General features: G+C 42.7%; 10 protein-coding genes and 8 rRNA genes. 8 read left to right on the plus strand and 10 right to left on the minus strand.

Going from position 1 to position 23,682, the window contains the following annotated elements; translation table 11 throughout:
- Positions 1-369 precede the first annotated feature (369 nt).
- The 4 genes from MHH71_RS14355 to MHH71_RS14370 form a co-directional block, all read right to left on the minus strand.
- Complete coding sequence (locus MHH71_RS14355; RefSeq protein WP_006097679.1) at positions 370-1,269, minus strand: DMT family transporter; 900 nt, start codon at positions 1,267-1,269, stop codon at positions 370-372.
- Positions 1,270-1,540: 271 nt separating this feature from the next.
- Positions 1,541-1,656 (minus strand): 5S ribosomal RNA (gene rrf / locus MHH71_RS14360).
- A 50-nt stretch (positions 1,657-1,706) separates the two neighbouring features.
- Positions 1,707-4,628 (minus strand): 23S ribosomal RNA (locus tag MHH71_RS14365).
- A gap of 145 nt (positions 4,629-4,773) precedes the next feature.
- Positions 4,774-6,325, minus strand: a 16S ribosomal RNA gene (locus MHH71_RS14370).
- Together the 16S, 23S and 5S rRNA genes form the textbook arrangement of a ribosomal RNA operon.
- A gap of 461 nt (positions 6,326-6,786) precedes the next feature.
- Between MHH71_RS14370 and MHH71_RS14375 the strand changes: the two genes are divergently transcribed.
- From MHH71_RS14375 to MHH71_RS14410, 8 genes are all read left to right on the plus strand, one after another.
- Positions 6,787-7,500 (plus strand): response regulator transcription factor, encoded by a 714-nt coding sequence (locus MHH71_RS14375; protein WP_006093176.1) that lies wholly within the window; start codon positions 6,787-6,789, stop codon positions 7,498-7,500.
- Positions 7,490-8,521 (plus strand): sensor histidine kinase, encoded by a 1,032-nt coding sequence (locus tag MHH71_RS14380; protein WP_018783682.1) that lies wholly within the window; start codon positions 7,490-7,492, stop codon positions 8,519-8,521. Before MHH71_RS14375 ends, MHH71_RS14380 begins: the two co-directional genes overlap by 11 nt.
- A gap of 53 nt (positions 8,522-8,574) precedes the next feature.
- Positions 8,575-9,504, plus strand: a complete 930-nt coding sequence (locus MHH71_RS14385) for an ABC transporter ATP-binding protein (protein ID WP_006093179.1) — start codon at positions 8,575-8,577, stop codon at positions 9,502-9,504.
- Positions 9,497-10,234 (plus strand): ABC transporter permease, encoded by a 738-nt coding sequence (locus MHH71_RS14390; RefSeq protein WP_033798564.1) that lies wholly within the window; start codon positions 9,497-9,499, stop codon positions 10,232-10,234. The genes MHH71_RS14385 and MHH71_RS14390 overlap by 8 nt, the downstream gene beginning before the upstream one ends.
- A 175-nt stretch (positions 10,235-10,409) precedes the next feature.
- Positions 10,410-11,936 (plus strand): serine hydrolase domain-containing protein, encoded by a 1,527-nt coding sequence (locus MHH71_RS14395; RefSeq protein WP_006093181.1) that lies wholly within the window; start codon positions 10,410-10,412, stop codon positions 11,934-11,936.
- A gap of 52 nt (positions 11,937-11,988) precedes the next feature.
- Positions 11,989-12,786 carry an undecaprenyl-diphosphate phosphatase gene (bacA, locus tag MHH71_RS14400; protein ID WP_006093183.1) on the plus strand — a complete coding sequence of 266 codons (798 nt, stop codon included), beginning with the start codon at positions 11,989-11,991 and terminating at the stop codon, positions 12,784-12,786.
- A 335-nt stretch (positions 12,787-13,121) separates the two neighbouring features.
- Positions 13,122-13,568: an ASCH domain-containing protein gene (locus tag MHH71_RS14405; protein ID WP_018783680.1), complete on the plus strand. Its 447-nt coding sequence runs from the start codon at positions 13,122-13,124 to the stop codon at positions 13,566-13,568.
- Between the two features lie 318 nt (positions 13,569-13,886).
- Positions 13,887-13,994, plus strand: coding sequence for a hypothetical protein (locus tag MHH71_RS14410; RefSeq protein WP_231399124.1), 108 nt, complete (start codon positions 13,887-13,889; stop codon positions 13,992-13,994).
- 100 nt (positions 13,995-14,094) lie between these two features.
- Here MHH71_RS14410 and rrf (MHH71_RS14415) read toward each other — a convergent pair.
- From rrf (MHH71_RS14415) to MHH71_RS14440, 6 genes are all read right to left on the minus strand, one after another.
- Positions 14,095-14,210, minus strand: a 5S ribosomal RNA gene (gene rrf, locus MHH71_RS14415).
- A gap of 50 nt (positions 14,211-14,260) precedes the next feature.
- Positions 14,261-17,182: ribosomal RNA gene (locus tag MHH71_RS14420) — 23S ribosomal RNA — on the minus strand.
- A gap of 145 nt (positions 17,183-17,327) precedes the next feature.
- A 16S ribosomal RNA gene (locus MHH71_RS14425) occupies positions 17,328-18,879 on the minus strand.
- Between the two features lie 626 nt (positions 18,880-19,505).
- Entirely contained in the window at positions 19,506-20,429 is a 924-nt protein-coding gene (locus MHH71_RS14430) for a DMT family transporter (RefSeq protein ID WP_006096945.1), read from the minus strand.
- Between the two features lie 152 nt (positions 20,430-20,581).
- Positions 20,582-20,697, minus strand: a 5S ribosomal RNA gene (rrf, locus tag MHH71_RS14435).
- Positions 20,698-20,747: 50 nt separating this feature from the next.
- Positions 20,748-23,669 (minus strand): 23S ribosomal RNA (locus tag MHH71_RS14440).
- Positions 23,670-23,682 lie beyond the last annotated feature (13 nt).

Below are 23,682 nucleotides of genomic sequence, written 5' to 3' on the forward strand. Positions count from 1 at the left end.
AATTAAGTTTTTTATTTCGTTTGTCGTGTTTTGCTTTGTTGCTATCAGCGACTCATATAATATTACACCTCTATATAATAATAGTCAATGTTTTTTTACATAAAAAGTTTTTTCTATATATAAGCAAACACAAATCATTAACCTTCTGTTCATACTCCCTTTTTCTATTTCCCATAGACCTAACCTTTCCAAAAGAGAAGAGCCTAAAAGCACTTAATTCCTCCCTACTCCACATTATGAGCACTGACTCAATGAGCCCTATTTTCATAGAAAGCACTTCTTCCCTAGTTATCCTGTACGCTCCCCTAGATCAATTATAAAAAGGGCGTGCCATTCGATGAATCACACACCTCTTTTTATGTTCTTGCATTAATGTATTTTATACTTTCTATCTTCCTTAGTCTGTCGATCTACGGATTTCATTAGAACACGCAACTTATCTTGATCCGCCCAGATAACTCCAAATAAAACTAGACATCCTCCTATTAATATCTTCCATGTTAAAGATTCATTTAATAGAATAACCGAAGCAATAATACTTATAGGTGGTAAAGCATTTAGATACAACCCACTTACTGATGCCGAAACCCTTTCTAGCGCCTTATTCCAAAACCAATAAGCTAGGATTGTTGCACAAACAACAAGGTATGTAAAACTAAGCCCTGTCTTCCATGTGTCTATCTGAGGTAGAACATAATAAAAAGTTTCGATAACTGCAAAAGGGAATAGAATCATTGCCCCTATGATTAATGTTAATGTTGTAAATACTTCATTTGATAGATTCTTTTCTTGTTTTGGCCTTTTTAATAATATTGTATAGAAAGCAAATAAAAAAGTACTTAATAAAATAAGTATATCCCCAATTAGAGAGGCACTTTGATCATTATTACCAGATGGAATAGTAATACATACTACCCCTATAAAACCTAATATAATTCCAATCCAATAGTTTAACTGAATCTTTTCTTTTAAAAACAGTGCCGAGAAAATAATTGTAACTAATGGTAAAGCGGCATCAATGATACTAACATGCAATCCACTTGTTAAAGAAATCCCATACGAAGTAAACATAAAGTATCCTGCCACGCCAATAAAAGATAATACGCTTATCCTTTTCCACGGAACATCCCTATTAACAATACTTTTTCGTAGCTGCTGAAAAGAAAACAATAAGGTGAATGGTTGAATTGACTCTAGCGCCCATTTTGTCGGAGCAATTGCTATTCCCCATAGTATAACCGCTACTAGTAACATACTTATCTCTTTCATAAACCCCCACACCCATTCAAAAAGATATATTATGTATTATATCTTTTTAGTGGTTTTCCTTGTTAAATATATTTGTAATTTCAATTAGTAATAAGCTGTAAAGAAACCACTAAACCCTTTTCATACATATTGTTTCATTAACGTCTATTTTCCCTTCCATAGATAACTGATTTATTAAGTATTGTTTTCTGAATCGACAAGACATTTAGCAAGACTTTCAATAGTATGTAAAAACACAAAAAAGACGAGTCATTCTGACTCGTCTAAAGTTGCTTGGCGACGTCCTACTCTCACAGGGACAAGGTCCCAACTACCATCGGCGCTAGAGAGCTTAACTTCCGTGTTCGGTATGGGAACGGGTGTGACCTCTCTGCCATCATCACCAAACTATTGAAGGTATATTCCTTCAAAACTAGATAACATTTGCTTCATATTATATGGTTAAGTCCTCGATCTATTAGTATTCGTCAGCTCCACATGTCACCATGCTTCCACCTCGAACCTATCAACCTGATCATCTTTCAGGGATCTTACTAGCTTACGCTATGGGAAATCTCATCTTGAGGGGGGCTTCATGCTTAGATGCTTTCAGCACTTATCCCTTCCGCACATAGCTACCCAGCTATGCCCTTGGCAGAACAACTGGTACACCAGCGGTGCGTCCATCCCGGTCCTCTCGTACTAAGGACAGCTCCTCTCAAATTTCCTACGCCCACGACGGATAGGGACCGAACTGTCTCACGACGTTCTGAACCCAGCTCGCGTACCGCTTTAATGGGCGAACAGCCCAACCCTTGGGACCGACTACAGCCCCAGGATGCGATGAGCCGACATCGAGGTGCCAAACCTCCCCGTCGATGTGGACTCTTGGGGGAGATAAGCCTGTTATCCCCGGGGTAGCTTTTATCCGTTGAGCGATGGCCCTTCCATGCGGAACCACCGGATCACTAAGCCCGACTTTCGTCCCTGCTCGACTTGTAGGTCTCGCAGTCAAGCTCCCTTATGCCTTTGCACTCTACGAATGATTTCCAACCATTCTGAGGGAACCTTTGGGCGCCTCCGTTACACTTTAGGAGGCGACCGCCCCAGTCAAACTGCCCACCTGACACTGTCTCCCGGGTCGATAAGACCCGTAGGTTAGAATTTCAATACAGTCAGGGCGGTATCCCACCAGCGCCTCCACCGAAGCTAGCGCTCCGGCTTCAAAGGCTCCCGCCTATCCTGTACAAACTGTACCAAAATTCAATATCAGGCTACAGTAAAGCTCCACGGGGTCTTTCCGTCCTGTCGCGGGTAACCTGCATCTTCACAGGTACTATAATTTCACCGAGTCTCTGGTTGAGACAGTGCCCAAATCGTTACACCTTTCGTGCGGGTCGGAACTTACCCGACAAGGAATTTCGCTACCTTAGGACCGTTATAGTTACGGCCGCCGTTTACTGGGGCTTCAGTTCAGAGCTTCGCTTACGCTAACCCCTCTCCTTAACCTTCCAGCACCGGGCAGGTGTCAGCCCCTATACTTCGCCTTACGGCTTCGCAGAGACCTGTGTTTTTGCTAAACAGTCGCTTGGGCCTATTCACTGCGGCTTTCCGTTAAGAAAGCACCCCTTCTCCCGAAGTTACGGGGTCATTTTGCCGAGTTCCTTAACCAGAGTTCTCTCGCACACCTTAGGATTCTCTCCTCGCCTACCTGTGTCGGTTTGCGGTACAGGCACCTTTTATCTCGCTAGAAGCTTTTCTTGGCAGCGGGGAATCAAAGACTTCGCTCCATAAGGAGCTTCCCCATCACAGCTCAGCCTTCACGATAAGCGGATTTGCCTACTTATCAGCCTAACTGCTTGGACGTGCACAACCAATCGCACGCTTCTTCTATCCTTCTGCGTCCCTCCATTGCTCAAACGATAAAGAGGTGGTACAGGAATATCAACCTGTTGTCCATCGCCTACGCCTGTCGGCCTCGGCTTAGGTCCTGACTAACCCTGAGCGGACGAGCCTTCCTCAGGAAACCTTAGGCATTCGGTGGACGGGATTCTCACCCGTCTTTCGCTACTCATACCGGCATTCTCACTTCTAAGCGCTCCACCAGTCCTTACGGTCTGACTTCACTGCCCTTAGAACGCTCCCCTACCACTGATACCATAGGTATCAATTCGCAGCTTCGGTGGTGTATTTAGCCCCGGTACATTTTCGGCGCAGAGTCACTCGACTAGTGAGCTATTACGCACTCTTTAAATGGTGGCTGCTTCTAAGCCAACATCCTAGTTGTCTAAGCAACTCCACATCCTTTTCCACTTAATACACACTTTGGGACCTTAGCTGGCGATCTGGGCTGTTTCCCTCTTGACTACGGATCTTATCACTCGCAGTCTGACTCCTAAGGATAAGTCATTGGCATTCGGAGTTTGACTGAATTCGGTAATCCGATGAGGACCCCTAGTTCAATCAGTGCTCTACCTCCAAGACTCTTACACTTAAGGCTAGCCCTAAAGCTATTTCGGGGAGAACCAGCTATCTCCAGGTTCGATTGGAATTTCTCCGCTACCCACACCTCATCCCCGCACTTTTCAACGTGCGTGGGTTCGGGCCTCCATTCAGTGTTACCTGAACTTCACCCTGGACATGGGTAGATCACCTGGTTTCGGGTCTACGACCACGTACTAAACGCCCTATTCAGACTCGCTTTCGCTACGGCTCCGCCTCTTCAGCTTAACCTCGCACGGGATCGTAACTCGCCGGTTCATTCTACAAAAGGCACGCCATCACCCATTAACGGGCTCTGACTATTTGTAGGCACACGGTTTCAGGATCTCTTTCACTCCCCTTCCGGGGTGCTTTTCACCTTTCCCTCACGGTACTGGTTCACTATCGATCACTAGGTAGTATTTAGCCTTGGGAGATGGTCCTCCCAGATTCCGACGGAATTTCACGTGTTCCGCCGTACTCAGGATACATTCAAGAGAGAACGAAGTTTCGACTACGGGGTTGTTACCCTCTATGACGAGCCTTTCCAGGCTGCTTCGTCTACCTCGTTCCTTTGTAACTCCGTATAGAATGTCCTACAACCCCAAGAGGCAAGCCTCTTGGTTTGGGCTAGATTCCGTTTCGCTCGCCGCTACTCAGGAAATCGCATTTGCTTTCTCTTCCTCCAGGTACTTAGATGTTTCAGTTCCCTGGGTCTGTCTTCCTTACCCTATGTATTCAGGTAAGGATACCATACCATTACGTATGGTGGGTTTCCCCATTCGGAAATCTTCGGATCAAAGCTTACTTACAGCTCCCCGAAGCATATCGGCGTTAGTCCCGTCCTTCATCGACTCCTAGTGTCAAGGCATCCACCGTGCGCCCTTTCTAACTTAACCAAACTAAAATTAAAAAATATGAGCTACACTGTTATCTAGTTTTCAAAGAACATACATTTATTTCTGAGAGATAGTTCTCTCAAAACTGAACAAAACGAAACACGGAAACTTATATTGATGAACAGCGTTCATCAATTCTCCATAGAAAGGAGGTGATCCAGCCGCACCTTCCGATACGGCTACCTTGTTACGACTTCACCCCAATCATCTGTCCCACCTTAGGCGGCTGGCTCCAAAAAGGTTACCCCACCGACTTCGGGTGTTACAAACTCTCGTGGTGTGACGGGCGGTGTGTACAAGGCCCGGGAACGTATTCACCGCGGCATGCTGATCCGCGATTACTAGCGATTCCAGCTTCATGTAGGCGAGTTGCAGCCTACAATCCGAACTGAGAACGGTTTTATGAGATTAGCTCCACCTCGCGGTCTTGCAGCTCTTTGTACCGTCCATTGTAGCACGTGTGTAGCCCAGGTCATAAGGGGCATGATGATTTGACGTCATCCCCACCTTCCTCCGGTTTGTCACCGGCAGTCACCTTAGAGTGCCCAACTTAATGATGGCAACTAAGATCAAGGGTTGCGCTCGTTGCGGGACTTAACCCAACATCTCACGACACGAGCTGACGACAACCATGCACCACCTGTCACTCTGCCCCCGAAGGGGAAGCCCTATCTCTAGGGTTGTCAGAGGATGTCAAGACCTGGTAAGGTTCTTCGCGTTGCTTCGAATTAAACCACATGCTCCACCGCTTGTGCGGGCCCCCGTCAATTCCTTTGAGTTTCAGCCTTGCGGCCGTACTCCCCAGGCGGAGTGCTTAATGCGTTAACTTCAGCACTAAAGGGCGGAAACCCTCTAACACTTAGCACTCATCGTTTACGGCGTGGACTACCAGGGTATCTAATCCTGTTTGCTCCCCACGCTTTCGCGCCTCAGTGTCAGTTACAGACCAGAAAGTCGCCTTCGCCACTGGTGTTCCTCCATATCTCTACGCATTTCACCGCTACACATGGAATTCCACTTTCCTCTTCTGCACTCAAGTCTCCCAGTTTCCAATGACCCTCCACGGTTGAGCCGTGGGCTTTCACATCAGACTTAAGAAACCACCTGCGCGCGCTTTACGCCCAATAATTCCGGATAACGCTTGCCACCTACGTATTACCGCGGCTGCTGGCACGTAGTTAGCCGTGGCTTTCTGGTTAGGTACCGTCAAGGTGCCAGCTTATTCAACTAGCACTTGTTCTTCCCTAACAACAGAGTTTTACGACCCGAAAGCCTTCATCACTCACGCGGCGTTGCTCCGTCAGACTTTCGTCCATTGCGGAAGATTCCCTACTGCTGCCTCCCGTAGGAGTCTGGGCCGTGTCTCAGTCCCAGTGTGGCCGATCACCCTCTCAGGTCGGCTACGCATCGTTGCCTTGGTGAGCCGTTACCTCACCAACTAGCTAATGCGACGCGGGTCCATCCATAAGTGACAGCCGAAGCCGCCTTTGAATTTCGCACCATGCGGTGCAAAATGTTATCCGGTATTAGCCCCGGTTTCCCGGAGTTATCCCAGTCTTATGGGCAGGTTACCCACGTGTTACTCACCCGTCCGCCGCTAACTTCATAAGAGCAAGCTCTTAATCCATTCGCTCGACTTGCATGTATTAGGCACGCCGCCAGCGTTCATCCTGAGCCAGGATCAAACTCTCCAATAAAGTTAGTTTGTCTAGCATCTAAAATAAAAATTGACGTTTCACGTTGTTTGTTTCGTTCAGTTTTCAAAGAACTTGTTTGCCGCTCATTTGCGACTTCCTTATATTAACACTTTCATGTTTCAATGTCAACTAAGTTTTTTATTTCGTTTGTCGCGTTTTGCTTTGTTGCTATCAGCGACTCGTATAACATTACACCTCTATATAGTAATAGTCAATAGATTTTCAAAACTTTTTTTGATAGATTTATTTCTTCTTTATGTAGCATTGAGTATCTCCCACCTTCTTTCCACTTAGTTTCTCCCAGCTATAAATCTTTAGTAGATTATCATACATTTGCATTTCTCTATTTGATTCTATACTTACAACCTTATTTTAACAATTCATAGTATATAATGAGATAGCTATTGTATTTTTCATTATCGAAAACAAAATACAAAACTCTATTATAAGCAGGTGAAACTATGGAAGATATCCGTGTACTTATAGCAGACGATGAAAAAGAAATACGAGATTTATTAAAAAAATATCTAGAACGAGAATTATATACAGTTGATATCGCTATAAATGGTGAAGAAGCTCTTCACTTATTTAATCAAAATAAATATAACCTCATCATACTAGATCTTATGATGCCTAAAGTTGATGGTATCGAAGTATGTAGAAGACTTAGGAATAAAACAAATATCCCCATATTAATGCTCACTGCTAAAGATCAAGAAGTAGATAAAATTTTAGGCTTAAGCATAGGGGCAGACGATTATATTACAAAGCCTTTTAGTATTAATGAAGTGGTTGCTAGAATAAAAGCTCTTATGAGGCGTTTTTTAGTATTAGGGAGTAACGCTAGCGTACAAGAAAAAACACTCTTAACATTCAAAGGACTAACAATTGATGTAAACAAGTACATAGTTAACGTAGATGGCAAAGAAATATCTTTAACTGGAAAAGAACTTGAACTATTAAAGTTCTTCGCCTCAAATCCTGAACAAGTTTTTACAAAGACGCAACTCTTCCGCAATGTTTGGGATAGTAATTATATAGAAGATGATAATACCGTCATGGTACACATTAGAAAACTGAGAAAAAAAATAGAAGTTGATCCTTCAAACCCCAAACTCATTCAAACTGTATGGGGTATTGGTTATAAATTTGTAGGTGAGAAAAATGAAGAATGATAAAGTTCTCTATCTTATTCTATTGCAGTTTATCATCATCACCGGACTTCTATTTATAGATATTGTTCACACATTAAAATTAATTTTATTCATTATCCTTATGGTTATAACAGGAAGTCTTTTCTTTACAAGACTTCATTTTATTCAAACTCGGAAGTCCATGGCTACGAAATTAAAACGCGCCATTAATGGTAATTTACATACACGACTATATACAAATAACGACCATTCACTAGCTGACGTCATTTTTTCTATAAATGAATTAATAACCGAGCTAGAAAAAGTACAAGTTGAGGCCAAAAGGTCTCAAAAGGCTAGGAAGCAACTTCTATCCAGCATCTCACATGATATACGAACACCTCTTACTTCTATTATTGGATATATTGACGCATTAAAAGATGGTATAGCTGCTTCAGAGGAAGAAAAACTGGAGTATCTTGAAATAATCTCAAATAAAGCAAATAGCTTAAAACAATTAGTTGATGAAATATTCAATATGGCAAAGCTTGATGCAGATGAATTTCCATTAAAGGAAGAACAACTTGATTTTTCAGAGATTACTAGAGAATCGCTAATCGAGTTTTTACCTGAACTATCAAAACATAGTATTGAGTTACAAATTAATATTCCAGAAGAACCTTGCATAATTACAGCAGATTCTTTTAGTCTTATTCGAGTTATAAGTAACCTCCTAAAGAATGCTATACATTACGGACACTCTGGAAAAATAGTAGGAATCGAACTTTTAGAAACGACTAACGACTATCAGCTACTCATTTGGGATAAAGGCCCTGGCATTTCAACAGATGATCTAGAGAACGTATTTGAGAGAATGTACCAAATTGATCAATCAAGGAACCCTTCTCATGGCGGGAGCGGTCTAGGGCTTGCTATTGCAAAAGCTCTCGTAGAAAAAAACGGCGGTCAAATATGGGTAGAAAGTATTCCATGGAAAAAAACCACCTTTGGCTTTTCCATCCCAAAACAAACCGTTTTTAAGAAACAGTTAAGAAATGATTAAGGAGCAGTTAAATCCTCCTTCTTATTATGTACTTAAGAGATTATAGAAAGTAGGTGTTCAACATAAATACAATCATAAAAACAATAAACTTAACTAAAATTTATGGCAAGCAAAAATCAGTAGATAATGTAAATATAAATGTAAATCAAGGAGAGATTTACGGCTTCATTGGCCGGAACGGTGCAGGTAAAACAACAACAATTCGAATGCTGCTCGGTCTTATAAAACCTACAAGTGGAAAAATCGAAATATTCGGGGAAGATTTTTTTCAACACCAAAAAGAAATTTTAAGGAGAATCGGTTCTATCGTTGAGGTTCCGGGGTTCTATGAAAACTTAACTGCAAAAGAGAACCTATTAATTAATGCAAAAATAATCGGTGTTCATAAAAAGAATGCGATTGAAGAGGCATTAGAAATTGTAGGGCTAGAGCATGAAACGAAAAAGCTAGTGGGAAAATATTCATTAGGAATGAAACAGCGACTAGGGATAGCGAGAACTCTACTCCATTATCCAGAATTATTAATATTAGATGAACCGACAAATGGCTTAGATCCAATTGGTATTAAAGAAATGCGAAAGCTTATTAAATCTTTGGCACAAGAAAGAAATATAACGATATTAATTTCTAGCCATATTTTAGCCGAAGTCGAACAACTAGTAGATCGTATGGGGATTATTCATGAAGGGAAGTTATTAGAAGAGACTTCTCTTGATGCACTTCGAAGAACAAACCGTAAATACTTAGAATTTCAAGTCAATAATGATAATAAAGCTGCGATGCTTTTAGAAAAACAATTTCATATTTTTGATTACGAAGTACATGATGAAGGGAATATTCGCGTTTATTCTCATTTCGGTCAACAAGGACAGATTAACAGAACATTCGTTCGAAATGATATCGAAGTATTAAAAATTATGATGAGCGAAGACAAATTAGAGGATTATTTCACCAAATTGGTTGGAGGTGGGACAATTGGTTAATCTACTATATACGGAACTATTAAAATTGAAACGTTCTAACATGTTCTTAATTAGTATTATTGGAGCGGCGGTAGCACCTTTTATGGTAGTTGTATTATCTTATATACACATGCACACAAAACATCCTAATCCGATTATTGTATTTTCTCAACTGTTCTCTGAAGTAAATCTATATACTACTGTAGTACTAGGAGTCCCCCTATATGGAGTTGTTATCGCTTATTTGTTTAGCCGTGAATATACAGAAGATACTTTAAAGAACCTATTAACCATCCCTGTATCACGTATTAACTTTATTATAAGTAAATTTATTCTCCTATTCTTTTGGATTGTGATGTTAACTCTAGTTGCTTGGGGATTAACATTATTACTAGGGCTCTTAGGAAACTTTTCTGGATTCAGTAGCTCATTGCTTTTCCAATCTCTTATACAGTTTCTGATGTGCGGTGGATTTCTCTTTATTTTATCGACTCCTATTGTACTGCTAACTCTTATAATGAAAACTTACGTTCCCCCTATTGTATTAACGATCATTATAACGCTGATAAATCTTATGTCTATAAACTCAGAACATAAAGATCTATTCCCTTGGGCAGCTACACTTGATATAGCAAACAATACATTACAACCGACATATCCTCCAGAATATTCCTATATCGCGATCACTGCTACATCCATTATCGGTTTTATTGCAACAGTATTCTATTTTAAAAAAGTCGATATTCATTAATTTGAGTAGATAAAACAAAAAATTCCACTAAAATTTGTTCCCACATCTCTATTTATTCCTTTCTCATATTTTTGAGGTGTGGGTTACTTTCCAATTATGCAGATTTAAAACACTTTCTATAATGATTACAGCAACTCTATCATCCATTATTGCCTACAGATAGGAGCTATTAAAAATGAATAAAAAGCAAAGAAAACTTTACCATTACCTGTCTATTAGTTTTTTAATACTAATCTTCCTTATCCCATTAGCACACATTAGCTTTGCTGAAAGTGAACAAACTAACGAACAACGTATACAACAAATTGATCAATTTATTAAAGAGCAACAAGAACTGAGTCAAATACCAGGAATATCGGTAGTGATTGTTGAAAAAGGAAAAACTGTTTATCAAAAAGGATTTGGGTATGCAGATTTAAAAACAAAAAAGCCTGTGAATGAGGATACCTTATTCGAGTTAGCTTCAACAAGTAAAGCCTTTACAGGTTTAGCTATTTTGCAACTAGAAAAAGAAGGCCTACTAAAGCAGGCAGATGATATCACAAAGTTTTTACCATGGTTACAATTAACTTATAATGATAAGCCAGTAAAAATCAATTTAAATCATCTGCTCTATCATACTAGCGGGATACCTTCTACCACGATTAGCTCTATTCCTATAAGTTCAGCCAATGATGCACTGGAAACAACAATCAAAACTCTAAAACAAACAAAATTAAATCATAAGCCTGGAAGTTCTTTTGAATACGCAACTATTAATTACGATATTTTAGGACTTGTAATTGAAAAAGTAACAAAGAAGCCATATGAAGTTTATATAAAGCAGAACATCCTAGATCAAATTGGAATGAAAAATTCATTAGTAGGTTACTTACAAGGACACCCTAACGAGATGGCTACCGGATATAAATTAAGATTTATGAGACCATATCCATATGAACAACCTATCTATCGCGGTAATACACCTGCAGGTTATATTATTAGTAATACAAATGATTTAGCAAAATGGATGAATCTCCAGTTAGGAATTGAAATAAACAATTCTATTCATACACAACTCATTTCAGATTCACACATACCGGATAAAACAGTGCAACCAATTAAAAATAATGATTATTATGCTAGCGGCTGGATTGTTAGACAAGAAGACACAAAGTCCATACTTCATTCGGGGGAAAATCCGAATTTTTCATCCTTTATTATTATGCAACCGAATAAACAAACAGGTGTAGCAGTGTTATCTAATATGAAAAGTGCAGTTACAACATCAATTGGTCAAGGAGTTATAGATCTCTGGAATGGAAAAAACATTTCTGATACAAAACAAATAGATAGCTTTCAAAAAATAGATAAAGTAGCAACCATAATATTCATTGTGACAGCGTGCTTAAGTATATTATTTATAATTTTAACCATAAGACTTATAAGAAGGTTATTACAAAAACGCCGAAATTGGACTTTATTAAACAAAAAGAAATTCATATTATTTCTCATAAATATATGTGTCGTTGCAGGGGGACTACTATTCTTTTTAAAACTCCCCAAAATACTACTTGGAGCACCTTGGTCGTTTATTACAGTATGGGCTCCCGTTACAGTTACACTAACAATGTATAGCTTTATAACAGTTATAATTTTATATTCTATCTATACAACTTTAAAGTTTTTTACTAAAAAAGAAATGAATAGATTTATTTCTTAACATTGTATTTCATAGATAGCTTTTCATTAATATTTTGTATAGGAGTGAAATTATGAGCGATACAATTATTGCCTTCATACTCGGTATTGTAGAAGGACTAGCAGAATTCCTACCTATTTCTTCTACTGGGCATCTTATACTAGTAGGACACTTATTAGGTTTTGAAGGAGAAAGAGCAAAAACATTTGAGATTGTCATACAATTAGGAGCAATTTTAGCTATTGCTGTTTTATATCACAAACGCCTTGTTTCCTTATGTAACATTAAGCCTCTCTTGCAGAAAGAGAAAAAATTCAATGCACTACATGTTTTCCTAGGTGTATTCCCAGCTGTAGTTGCTGGCTTACTATTACATGATGTAATCAAAACATACTTATTTCAGCCATATACTGTCGTTATCGGACTTGTAGCAGGAGCTATTCTTATGATTTTTGCAGAAGTTAAAAAACCTGAAGCTACCTCTTATTCATTAGATGATTTAACATATCGTCAAGCATTAACAATTGGATTATTTCAATGTTTAGCGGTATATCCTGGTTTTTCAAGAGCTGGATCCACAATGTCTGGAGGATTGTTAGCAAAAGTAAATTATAACGCTGCATCAGAATTTTCTTTTCTTATCGCTCTTCCTGTCATGGTTGGTGCAACAGGTCTAGACTTATTAAAAAGTTGGGAACATTTAAGTATAGATGATATTCCAATGTTTGCAGTAGGATTTATTACTTCTTTTGTAGTAGCAATGTTGGCAGTAGTAACTTTTTTAAAGTTACTAGCAAAAATCGGTTTAAAGCCATTTGCCTATTACCGCATTTTGTTAGCCATTGTGTTCACTCTCTTCGTATTGCTCTAACTATAGAAAGATCACCTATAAAAAGACAACAACTAACCGATATTCCTATGGAAGAATCGGTTAGTTGCAATTATACCACCCTAACAGACGTACCTTCTTCATTTTGACGAAAAGATACGTTAAACAAGCTCCCCATAAAAAGCGTTGGTTTTATTACTCGAAATAAATTATCTAATCTTGAAAACTTAGGTAGTCGTTTAAAATGGCTTGACTTCTTTATTCCGAATATTCTTTAATATTATTATAGAGGTTTATAGGAAAGATAGATGAGCAGAACCTTATGGCAATGAATTATGTATTAGACTATATAATAGAGAAATAGGTGAATGATACAAATGAACCAATTAGCACAAAAGTATTGGGATGAGTATTGGAAGGAAAGTGAAAAACCTCAATCTGTCAGTGCATGGCAGTTCGGAGCATCTCCTGACTATCTTGCTCAATTAGTAATTGATGGCGTGAAAACAGCAACATGCTCTGGTCATATCTTCTATGAACTAGACAATGAGCCGCTTCCTACGACAAATGATTATAGCATTATCTTAAATAGCCAGGATGAGCCTGTAGCCATTATTAAAACAATAGAAGTAACTGTAACACCAATGAATGAAGTTCCCGAAGAATTTGCCATTGCAGAAGGCGAAGGTGATCGAACTTATGACTACTGGAGAAAAGCACATATAAAATTTTTCACAGAAGAGTTACACAAATTTGGACGTGAATTTTCTGAAGACATGTTACTCGTTTGTGAGCGCTTTAAACTCATTGATATCAAAAGATAAACATAGCTACTATTCACACCCAAGCCCATCATCTATGATTCGAGAGATACATATAGATGATGGGCTTATGTTATTATCTCTAACTTGGAGAAAAGAAGCCGTATGAAGGACTGCAAAAAAATATAAACAATATTTACATATACAAAACATTTTTGCAGAGCATCTCACAAACTTGTCATTCTGTAGAGGAAGCTACACAAACTATCAATGCTTCTCCAGAACAATTCGTCAAAAATATTTGTATGATTCTGAGCAATCACTTCTAGAGTAGGTAAAGCATTACATATTGAGAGGCCACGGTTAGCCACCGAGCAAGAAGTGTTAGAACATACAGGATATCCAGTTGGTGGAGTACCTTCATTCAGAATTAAAATCTATTTTTACTGGAGGCGTTTCTCCGTACTCTTTAGTAAAAATAAAAATTGAGGATATGTTAAAAGTGAATAGAGGAAAATTATTTGCATACGGAAATAGGTATTATGTTATTAACCACAAAAAAACCTAAGTCGAAACGACTTAGGTTTTTGCTTGGCGACGTCCTACTCTCACAGGGACAAGGTCCCAACTACCATCGGCGCTAGAGAGCTTAACTTCCGTGTTCGGTATGGGAACGGGTGTGACCTCTCTGCCATCATCACCAAACTATTGAAGGTATATTCCTTCAAAACTAGATAACATTTGCTTCATATTATATGGTTAAGTCCTCGATCTATTAGTATTCGTCAGCTCCACATGTCACCATGCTTCCACCTCGAACCTATCAACCTGATCATCTTTCAGGGATCTTACTAGCTTACGCTATGGGAAATCTCATCTTGAGGGGGGCTTCATGCTTAGATGCTTTCAGCACTTATCCCTTCCGCACATAGCTACCCAGCTATGCCCTTGGCAGAACAACTGGTACACCAGCGGTGCGTCCATCCCGGTCCTCTCGTACTAAGGACAGCTCCTCTCAAATTTCCTACGCCCACGACGGATAGGGACCGAACTGTCTCACGACGTTCTGAACCCAGCTCGCGTACCGCTTTAATGGGCGAACAGCCCAACCCTTGGGACCGACTACAGCCCCAGGATGCGATGAGCCGACATCGAGGTGCCAAACCTCCCCGTCGATGTGGACTCTTGGGGGAGATAAGCCTGTTATCCCCGGGGTAGCTTTTATCCGTTGAGCGATGGCCCTTCCATGCGGAACCACCGGATCACTAAGCCCGACTTTCGTCCCTGCTCGACTTGTAGGTCTCGCAGTCAAGCTCCCTTATGCCTTTGCACTCTACGAATGATTTCCAACCATTCTGAGGGAACCTTTGGGCGCCTCCGTTACACTTTAGGAGGCGACCGCCCCAGTCAAACTGCCCACCTGACACTGTCTCCCGGGTCGATAAGACCCGTAGGTTAGAATTTCAATACAGTCAGGGCGGTATCCCACCAGCGCCTCCACCGAAGCTAGCGCTCCGGCTTCAAAGGCTCCCGCCTATCCTGTACAAACTGTACCAAAATTCAATATCAGGCTACAGTAAAGCTCCACGGGGTCTTTCCGTCCTGTCGCGGGTAACCTGCATCTTCACAGGTACTATAATTTCACCGAGTCTCTGGTTGAGACAGTGCCCAAATCGTTACACCTTTCGTGCGGGTCGGAACTTACCCGACAAGGAATTTCGCTACCTTAGGACCGTTATAGTTACGGCCGCCGTTTACTGGGGCTTCAGTTCAGAGCTTCGCTTACGCTAACCCCTCTCCTTAACCTTCCAGCACCGGGCAGGTGTCAGCCCCTATACTTCGCCTTACGGCTTCGCAGAGACCTGTGTTTTTGCTAAACAGTCGCTTGGGCCTATTCACTGCGGCTTTCCGTTAAGAAAGCACCCCTTCTCCCGAAGTTACGGGGTCATTTTGCCGAGTTCCTTAACCAGAGTTCTCTCGCACACCTTAGGATTCTCTCCTCGCCTACCTGTGTCGGTTTGCGGTACAGGCACCTTTTATCTCGCTAGAAGCTTTTCTTGGCAGCGGGGAATCAAAGACTTCGCTCCATAAGGAGCTTCCCCATCACAGCTCAGCCTTCACGATAAGCGGATTTGCCTACTTATCAGCCTAACTGCTTGGACGTGCACAACCAATCGCACGCTTCTTCTATCCTTCTGCGTCCCTCCATTGCTCAAACGATAAAGAGGTGGTACAGGAATATCAACCTGTTGTCCATCGCCTACGCCTGTCGGCCTCGGCTTAGGTCCTGACTAACCCTGAGCGGACGAGCCTTCCTCAGGAAACCTTAGGCATTCGGTGGACGGGATTCTCACCCGTCTTTCGCTACTCATACCGGCATTCTCACTTCTAAGCGCTCCACCAGTCCTTACGGTCTGACTTCACTGCCCTTAGAACGCTCCCCTACCACTGATACCATAGGTATCAATTCGCAGCTTCGGTGGTGTATTTAGCCCCGGTACATTTTCGGCGCAGAGTCACTCGACTAGTGAGCTATTACGCACTCTTTAAATGGTGGCTGCTTCTAAGCCAACATCCTAGTTGTCTAAGCAACTCCACATCCTTTTCCACTTAATACACACTTTGGGACCTTAGCTGGCGATCTGGGCTGTTTCCCTCTTGACTACGGATCTTATCACTCGCAGTCTGACTCCTAAGGATAAGTCATTGGCATTCGGAGTTTGACTGAATTCGGTAATCCGATGAGGACCCCTAGTTCAATCAGTGCTCTACCTCCAAGACTCTTACACTTAAGGCTAGCCCTAAAGCTATTTCGGGGAGAACCAGCTATCTCCAGGTTCGATTGGAATTTCTCCGCTACCCACACCTCATCCCCGCACTTTTCAACGTGCGTGGGTTCGGGCCTCCATTCAGTGTTACCTGAACTTCACCCTGGACATGGGTAGATCACCTGGTTTCGGGTCTACGACCACGTACTAAACGCCCTATTCAGACTCGCTTTCGCTACGGCTCCGCCTCTTCAGCTTAACCTCGCACGGGATCGTAACTCGCCGGTTCATTCTACAAAAGGCACGCCATCACCCATTAACGGGCTCTGACTATTTGTAGGCACACGGTTTCAGGATCTCTTTCACTCCCCTTCCGGGGTGCTTTTCACCTTTCCCTCACGGTACTGGTTCACTATCGATCACTAGGTAGTATTTAGCCTTGGGAGATGGTCCTCCCAGATTCCGACGGAATTTCACGTGTTCCGCCGTACTCAGGATACATTCAAGAGAGAACGAAGTTTCGACTACGGGGTTGTTACCCTCTATGACGAGCCTTTCCAGGCTGCTTCGTCTACCTCGTTCCTTTGTAACTCCGTATAGAATGTCCTACAACCCCAAGAGGCAAGCCTCTTGGTTTGGGCTAGATTCCGTTTCGCTCGCCGCTACTCAGGAAATCGCATTTGCTTTCTCTTCCTCCAGGTACTTAGATGTTTCAGTTCCCTGGGTCTGTCTTCCTTACCCTATGTATTCAGGTAAGGATACCATACCATTACGTATGGTGGGTTTCCCCATTCGGAAATCTTCGGATCAAAGCTTACTTACAGCTCCCCGAAGCATATCGGCGTTAGTCCCGTCCTTCATCGACTCCTAGTGTCAAGGCATCCACCGTGCGCCCTTTCTAACTTAACCAAACTAAAATTAAAAAATATGAGCTACACTGTTATCTAGTTTTCAAAGAACATACATTTATTTCTGAGAGATAGTTCTCTCAAAACTGAACAAAACGAAACACGGAAACTTATATTGATGAACAGCGTTCATCAATTCTCCATAGAAAGGAGGTGATCCAGCCGCACCTTCCGATACGGCTACCTTGTTACGACTTCACCCCAATCATCTGTCCCACCTTAGGCGGCTGGCTCCAAAAAGGTTACCCCACCGACTTCGGGTGTTACAAACTCTCGTGGTGTGACGGGCGGTGTGTACAAGGCCCGGGAACGTATTCACCGCGGCATGCTGATCCGCGATTACTAGCGATTCCAGCTTCATGTAGGCGAGTTGCAGCCTACAATCCGAACTGAGAACGGTTTTATGAGATTAGCTCCACCTCGCGGTCTTGCAGCTCTTTGTACCGTCCATTGTAGCACGTGTGTAGCCCAGGTCATAAGGGGCATGATGATTTGACGTCATCCCCACCTTCCTCCGGTTTGTCACCGGCAGTCACCTTAGAGTGCCCAACTTAATGATGGCAACTAAGATCAAGGGTTGCGCTCGTTGCGGGACTTAACCCAACATCTCACGACACGAGCTGACGACAACCATGCACCACCTGTCACTCTGCCCCCGAAGGGGAAGCCCTATCTCTAGGGTTGTCAGAGGATGTCAAGACCTGGTAAGGTTCTTCGCGTTGCTTCGAATTAAACCACATGCTCCACCGCTTGTGCGGGCCCCCGTCAATTCCTTTGAGTTTCAGCCTTGCGGCCGTACTCCCCAGGCGGAGTGCTTAATGCGTTAACTTCAGCACTAAAGGGCGGAAACCCTCTAACACTTAGCACTCATCGTTTACGGCGTGGACTACCAGGGTATCTAATCCTGTTTGCTCCCCACGCTTTCGCGCCTCAGTGTCAGTTACAGACCAGAAAGTCGCCTTCGCCACTGGTGTTCCTCCATATCTCTACGCATTTCACCGCTACACATGGAATTCCACTTTCCTCTTCTGCACTCAAGTCTCCCAGTTTCCAATGACCCTCCACGGTTGAGCCGTGGGCTTTCACATCAGACTTAAGAAACCACCTGCGCGCGCTTTACGCCCAATAATTCCGGATAACGCTTGCCACCTACGTATTACCGCGGCTGCTGGCACGTAGTTAGCCGTGGCTTTCTGGTTAGGTACCGTCAAGGTGCCAGCTTATTCAACTAGCACTTGTTCTTCCCTAACAACAGAGTTTTACGACCCGAAAGCCTTCATCACTCACGCGGCGTTGCTCCGTCAGACTTTCGTCCATTGCGGAAGATTCCCTACTGCTGCCTCCCGTAGGAGTCTGGGCCGTGTCTCAGTCCCAGTGTGGCCGATCACCCTCTCAGGTCGGCTACGCATCGTTGCCTTGGTGAGCCGTTACCTCACCAACTAGCTAATGCGACGCGGGTCCATCCATAAGTGACAGCCGAAGCCGCCTTTGAATTTCGCACCATGCGGTGCAAAATGTTATCCGGTATTAGCCCCGGTTTCCCGGAGTTATCCCAGTCTTATGGGCAGGTTACCCACGTGTTACTCACCCGTCCGCCGCTAACTTCATAAGAGCAAGCTCTTAATCCATTCGCTCGACTTGCATGTATTAGGCACGCCGCCAGCGTTCATCCTGAGCCAGGATCAAACTCTCCAATAAAGTTAGTTTGTCTAGCATCTAAAATAAAAATTGACGTTTCACGTTGTTTGTTTCGTTCAGTTTTCAAAGAACTTGTTTGTCGCTCATTTGCGACTCCCTTATGTTAACACTTTCATGTTTCAATGTCAACTAAGTTTTTTATTTCGTTTGTCGCGTTTTTCGTTGTTGCTATCGGCGACTCGTATAATATTACACCTGTATATTGAAATAGTCAATGATTTTTATATAAAAAATTGTTTTTTATCTCTTTTATAGATAAACACTCACAGATTATTAATCTTTTATTCATACACCCTTTCCATTCCTATAGACTCAGTACCTCTAAAAGAGAAAAAAGTAAAACTATTTATCCCTACTAGATATTATAAATGCGTACTCAAGGAGCCTTCATTCTATTTCAGAGTCAAAAGAATGGCAATACTTCATTAGCAATTTGTTTTTTATCAAATAATTTCACTTCAAACATCCTTGGATTATCATCCCTTTGTTCATTATTATAAATGCAGTATATAAATGTATAATTTAGTATTGTATTACACGGGTTCCCTACTCTTCCTGTATGCTCCTCTAAACCAACTAAAAAGAGGGCATGCCATTCGATGCATCCCCCCTTTCATATTCTGGCATTAATATGTTTTGTACTTCCTATCTTCTGTAGTTTGTCGATCAACGGATTTCATTAGAGTACTTAATTTACCTTTATCCGCCCAGATAACCCCAAATAAAACTAGACATCCTCCTATTAATATCTTCCATGTTAAAGATTCTTTTAATAAAATAACCGAAGCAATAATACTTATAAGTGGTAAAGCATTTAAATACAACCCACTTACTGATGCCGAAATTCTTTCTAGTGCCTTATTCCAAAACCAATAAGCTAGGATTGTTGCACAAACAACAAGGTATGTAAAACTAAGCCCTGTCTTCCATGTTTCTATTTGAGGTAGACCATAATAAAAAGTTTCGATAACTGCAAAGGGGAATAGAATGATTGCCCCTATGATTAATGTTAACGTTGTAAATACTTCGTTTGATAGATTCTTTTCTTGTTTTGGTCTTTTTAATAATATTGTATAGAAAGCAAATAAAAAAGTACTTAATAAAATAAGTATGTCCCCAACTAGAGAAGCGCTTTGATTATCATTACCAGATGGAATGGTAATACATATTACTCCTATAAAACCTAATATAATTCCAATCCAATAGTTTAACTGAATCTTTTCTTTTAAAAACAGTGCCGAGAAAATAATTGTAACTAAAGGTAAAGCAGCATCAATGATGCTAACATGTAATCCACTTGTTAAAGAAATCCCATACGAGGTAAACATAAAATATCCCGCCACACCAGTAAAAGATAATACGCTTATCCTTTTCCACGGAACATCCCTATTAACAATACTTTTTCGTAGCTGCTGAAAAAAAAACAATAGACATATCCCGCCAGCAAAGCAAAGACGAAGAAATAATAGGGTGAATGGCTGAATTGACTCTAACGCCCATTTTGTCGGAGCAATTGCTATCCCCCATAGTATAATCGCAATTAATAGCATACTTATTCCTTTAATGTTTTTCTCCCCCTTTTCATATATGTCTCTTCATACCATATGTAGACATAAAAGTCCCATTGGAATTTTTTTCTTCGATCATTCGCTTATTATGTAAAAACACAAAAAAGACGAGTCATTCTGACTCGTCTAAAGTTGCTTGGCGACGTCCTACTCTCACAGGGACAAGGTCCCAACTACCATCGGCGCTAGAGAGCTTAACTTCCGTGTTCGGTATGGGAACGGGTGTGACCTCTCTGCCATCATCACCAAACTATTGAAGGTATATTCCTTCAAAACTAGATAACATTTGCTTCATATTATATGGTTAAGTCCTCGATCTATTAGTATTCGTCAGCTCCACATGTCACCATGCTTCCACCTCGAACCTATCAACCTGATCATCTTTCAGGGATCTTACTAGCTTACGCTATGGGAAATCTCATCTTGAGGGGGGCTTCATGCTTAGATGCTTTCAGCACTTATCCCTTCCGCACATAGCTACCCAGCTATGCCCTTGGCAGAACAACTGGTACACCAGCGGTGCGTCCATCCCGGTCCTCTCGTACTAAGGACAGCTCCTCTCAAATTTCCTACGCCCACGACGGATAGGGACCGAACTGTCTCACGACGTTCTGAACCCAGCTCGCGTACCGCTTTAATGGGCGAACAGCCCAACCCTTGGGACCGACTACAGCCCCAGGATGCGATGAGCCGACATCGAGGTGCCAAACCTCCCCGTCGATGTGGACTCTTGGGGGAGATAAGCCTGTTATCCCCGGGGTAGCTTTTATCCGTTGAGCGATGGCCCTTCCATGCGGAACCACCGGATCACTAAGCCCGACTTTCGTCCCTGCTCGACTTGTAGGTCTCGCAGTCAAGCTCCCTTATGCCTTTGCACTCTACGAATGATTTCCAACCATTCTGAGGGAACCTTTGGGCGCCTCCGTTACACTTTAGGAGGCGACCGCCCCAGTCAAACTGCCCACCTGACACTGTCTCCCGGGTCGATAAGACCCGTAGGTTAGAATTTCAATACAGTCAGGGCGGTATCCCACCAGCGCCTCCACCGAAGCTAGCGCTCCGGCTTCAAAGGCTCCCGCCTATCCTGTACAAACTGTACCAAAATTCAATATCAGGCTACAGTAAAGCTCCACGGGGTCTTTCCGTCCTGTCGCGGGTAACCTGCATCTTCACAGGTACTATAATTTCACCGAGTCTCTGGTTGAGACAGTGCCCAAATCGTTACACCTTTCGTGCGGGTCGGAACTTACCCGACAAGGAATTTCGCTACCTTAGGACCGTTATAGTTACGGCCGCCGTTTACTGGGGCTTCAGTTCAGAGCTTCGCTTACGCTAACCCCTCTCCTTAACCTTCCAGCACCGGGCAGGTGTCAGCCCCTATACTTCGCCTTACGGCTTCGCAGAGACCTGTGTTTTTGCTAAACAGTCGCTTGGGCCTATTCACTGCGGCTTTCCGTTAAGAAAGCACCCCTTCTCCCGAAGTTACGGGGTCATTTTGCCGAGTTCCTTAACCAGAGTTCTCTCGCACACCTTAGGATTCTCTCCTCGCCTACCTGTGTCGGTTTGCGGTACAGGCACCTTTTATCTCGCTAGAAGCTTTTCTTGGCAGCGGGGAATCAAAGACTTCGCTCCATAAGGAGCTTCCCCATCACAGCTCAGCCTTCACGATAAGCGGATTTGCCTACTTATCAGCCTAACTGCTTGGACGTGCACAACCAATCGCACGCTTCTTCTATCCTTCTGCGTCCCTCCATTGCTCAAACGATAAAGAGGTGGTACAGGAATATCAACCTGTTGTCCATCGCCTACGCCTGTCGGCCTCGGCTTAGGTCCTGACTAACCCTGAGCGGACGAGCCTTCCTCAGGAAACCTTAGGCATTCGGTGGACGGGATTCTCACCCGTCTTTCGCTACTCATACCGGCATTCTCACTTCTAAGCGCTCCACCAGTCCTTACGGTCTGACTTCACTGCCCTTAGAACGCTCCCCTACCACTGATACCATAGGTATCAATTCGCAGCTTCGGTGGTGTATTTAGCCCCGGTACATTTTCGGCGCAGAGTCACTCGACTAGTGAGCTATTACGCACTCTTTAAATGGTGGCTGCTTCTAAGCCAACATCCTAGTTGTCTAAGCAACTCCACATCCTTTTCCACTTAATACACACTTTGGGACCTTAGCTGGCGATCTGGGCTGTTTCCCTCTTGACTACGGATCTTATCACTCGCAGTCTGACTCCTAAGGATAAGTCATTGGCATTCGGAGTTTGACTGAATTCGGTAATCCGATGAGGACCCCTAGTTCAATCAGTGCTCTACCTCCAAGACTCTTACACTTAAGGCTAGCCCTAAAGCTATTTCGGGGAGAACCAGCTATCTCCAGGTTCGATTGGAATTTCTCCGCTACCCACACCTCATCCCCGCACTTTTCAACGTGCGTGGGTTCGGGCCTCCATTCAGTGTTACCTGAACTTCACCCTGGACATGGGTAGATCACCTGGTTTCGGGTCTACGACCACGTACTAAACGCCCTATTCAGACTCGCTTTCGCTACGGCTCCGCCTCTTCAGCTTAACCTCGCACGGGATCGTAACTCGCCGGTTCATTCTACAAAAGGCACGCCATCACCCATTAACGGGCTCTGACTATTTGTAGGCACACGGTTTCAGGATCTCTTTCACTCCCCTTCCGGGGTGCTTTTCACCTTTCCCTCACGGTACTGGTTCACTATCGATCACTAGGTAGTATTTAGCCTTGGGAGATGGTCCTCCCAGATTCCGACGGAATTTCACGTGTTCCGCCGTACTCAGGATACATTCAAGAGAGAACGAAGTTTCGACTACGGGGTTGTTACCCTCTGTGACGAGCCTTTCCAGGCTGCTTCGTCTACCTCGTTCCTTTGTAACTCCGTATAGAATGTCCTACAACCCCAAGAGGCAAGCCTCTTGGTTTGGGCTAGATTCCGTTTCGCTCGCCGCTACTCAGGAAATCGCATTTGCTTTCTCTTCCTCCAGGTACTTAGATGTTTCAGTTCCCTGGGTCTGTCTTCCTTACCCTATGTATTCAGGTAAGGATACCATACCATTACGTATGGTGGGTTTCCCCATTCGGAAATCTTCGGATCAAAGCTTACTTACAGCTCCCCGAAGCATATCGGCGTTAGTCCCGTCCTTCATCGACTCCTAGTGTCAAGGCATCCACCGTGCGCCCTTTCTAACTTAACCAAACTAAAATTAA

Origin of the sequence: Bacillus sp. FSL H8-0534 (assembly GCF_038005885.1) — a bacterium.
GTDB classification, from domain to species: domain Bacteria; phylum Bacillota; class Bacilli; order Bacillales; family Bacillaceae_G; genus Bacillus_A; species Bacillus_A pseudomycoides.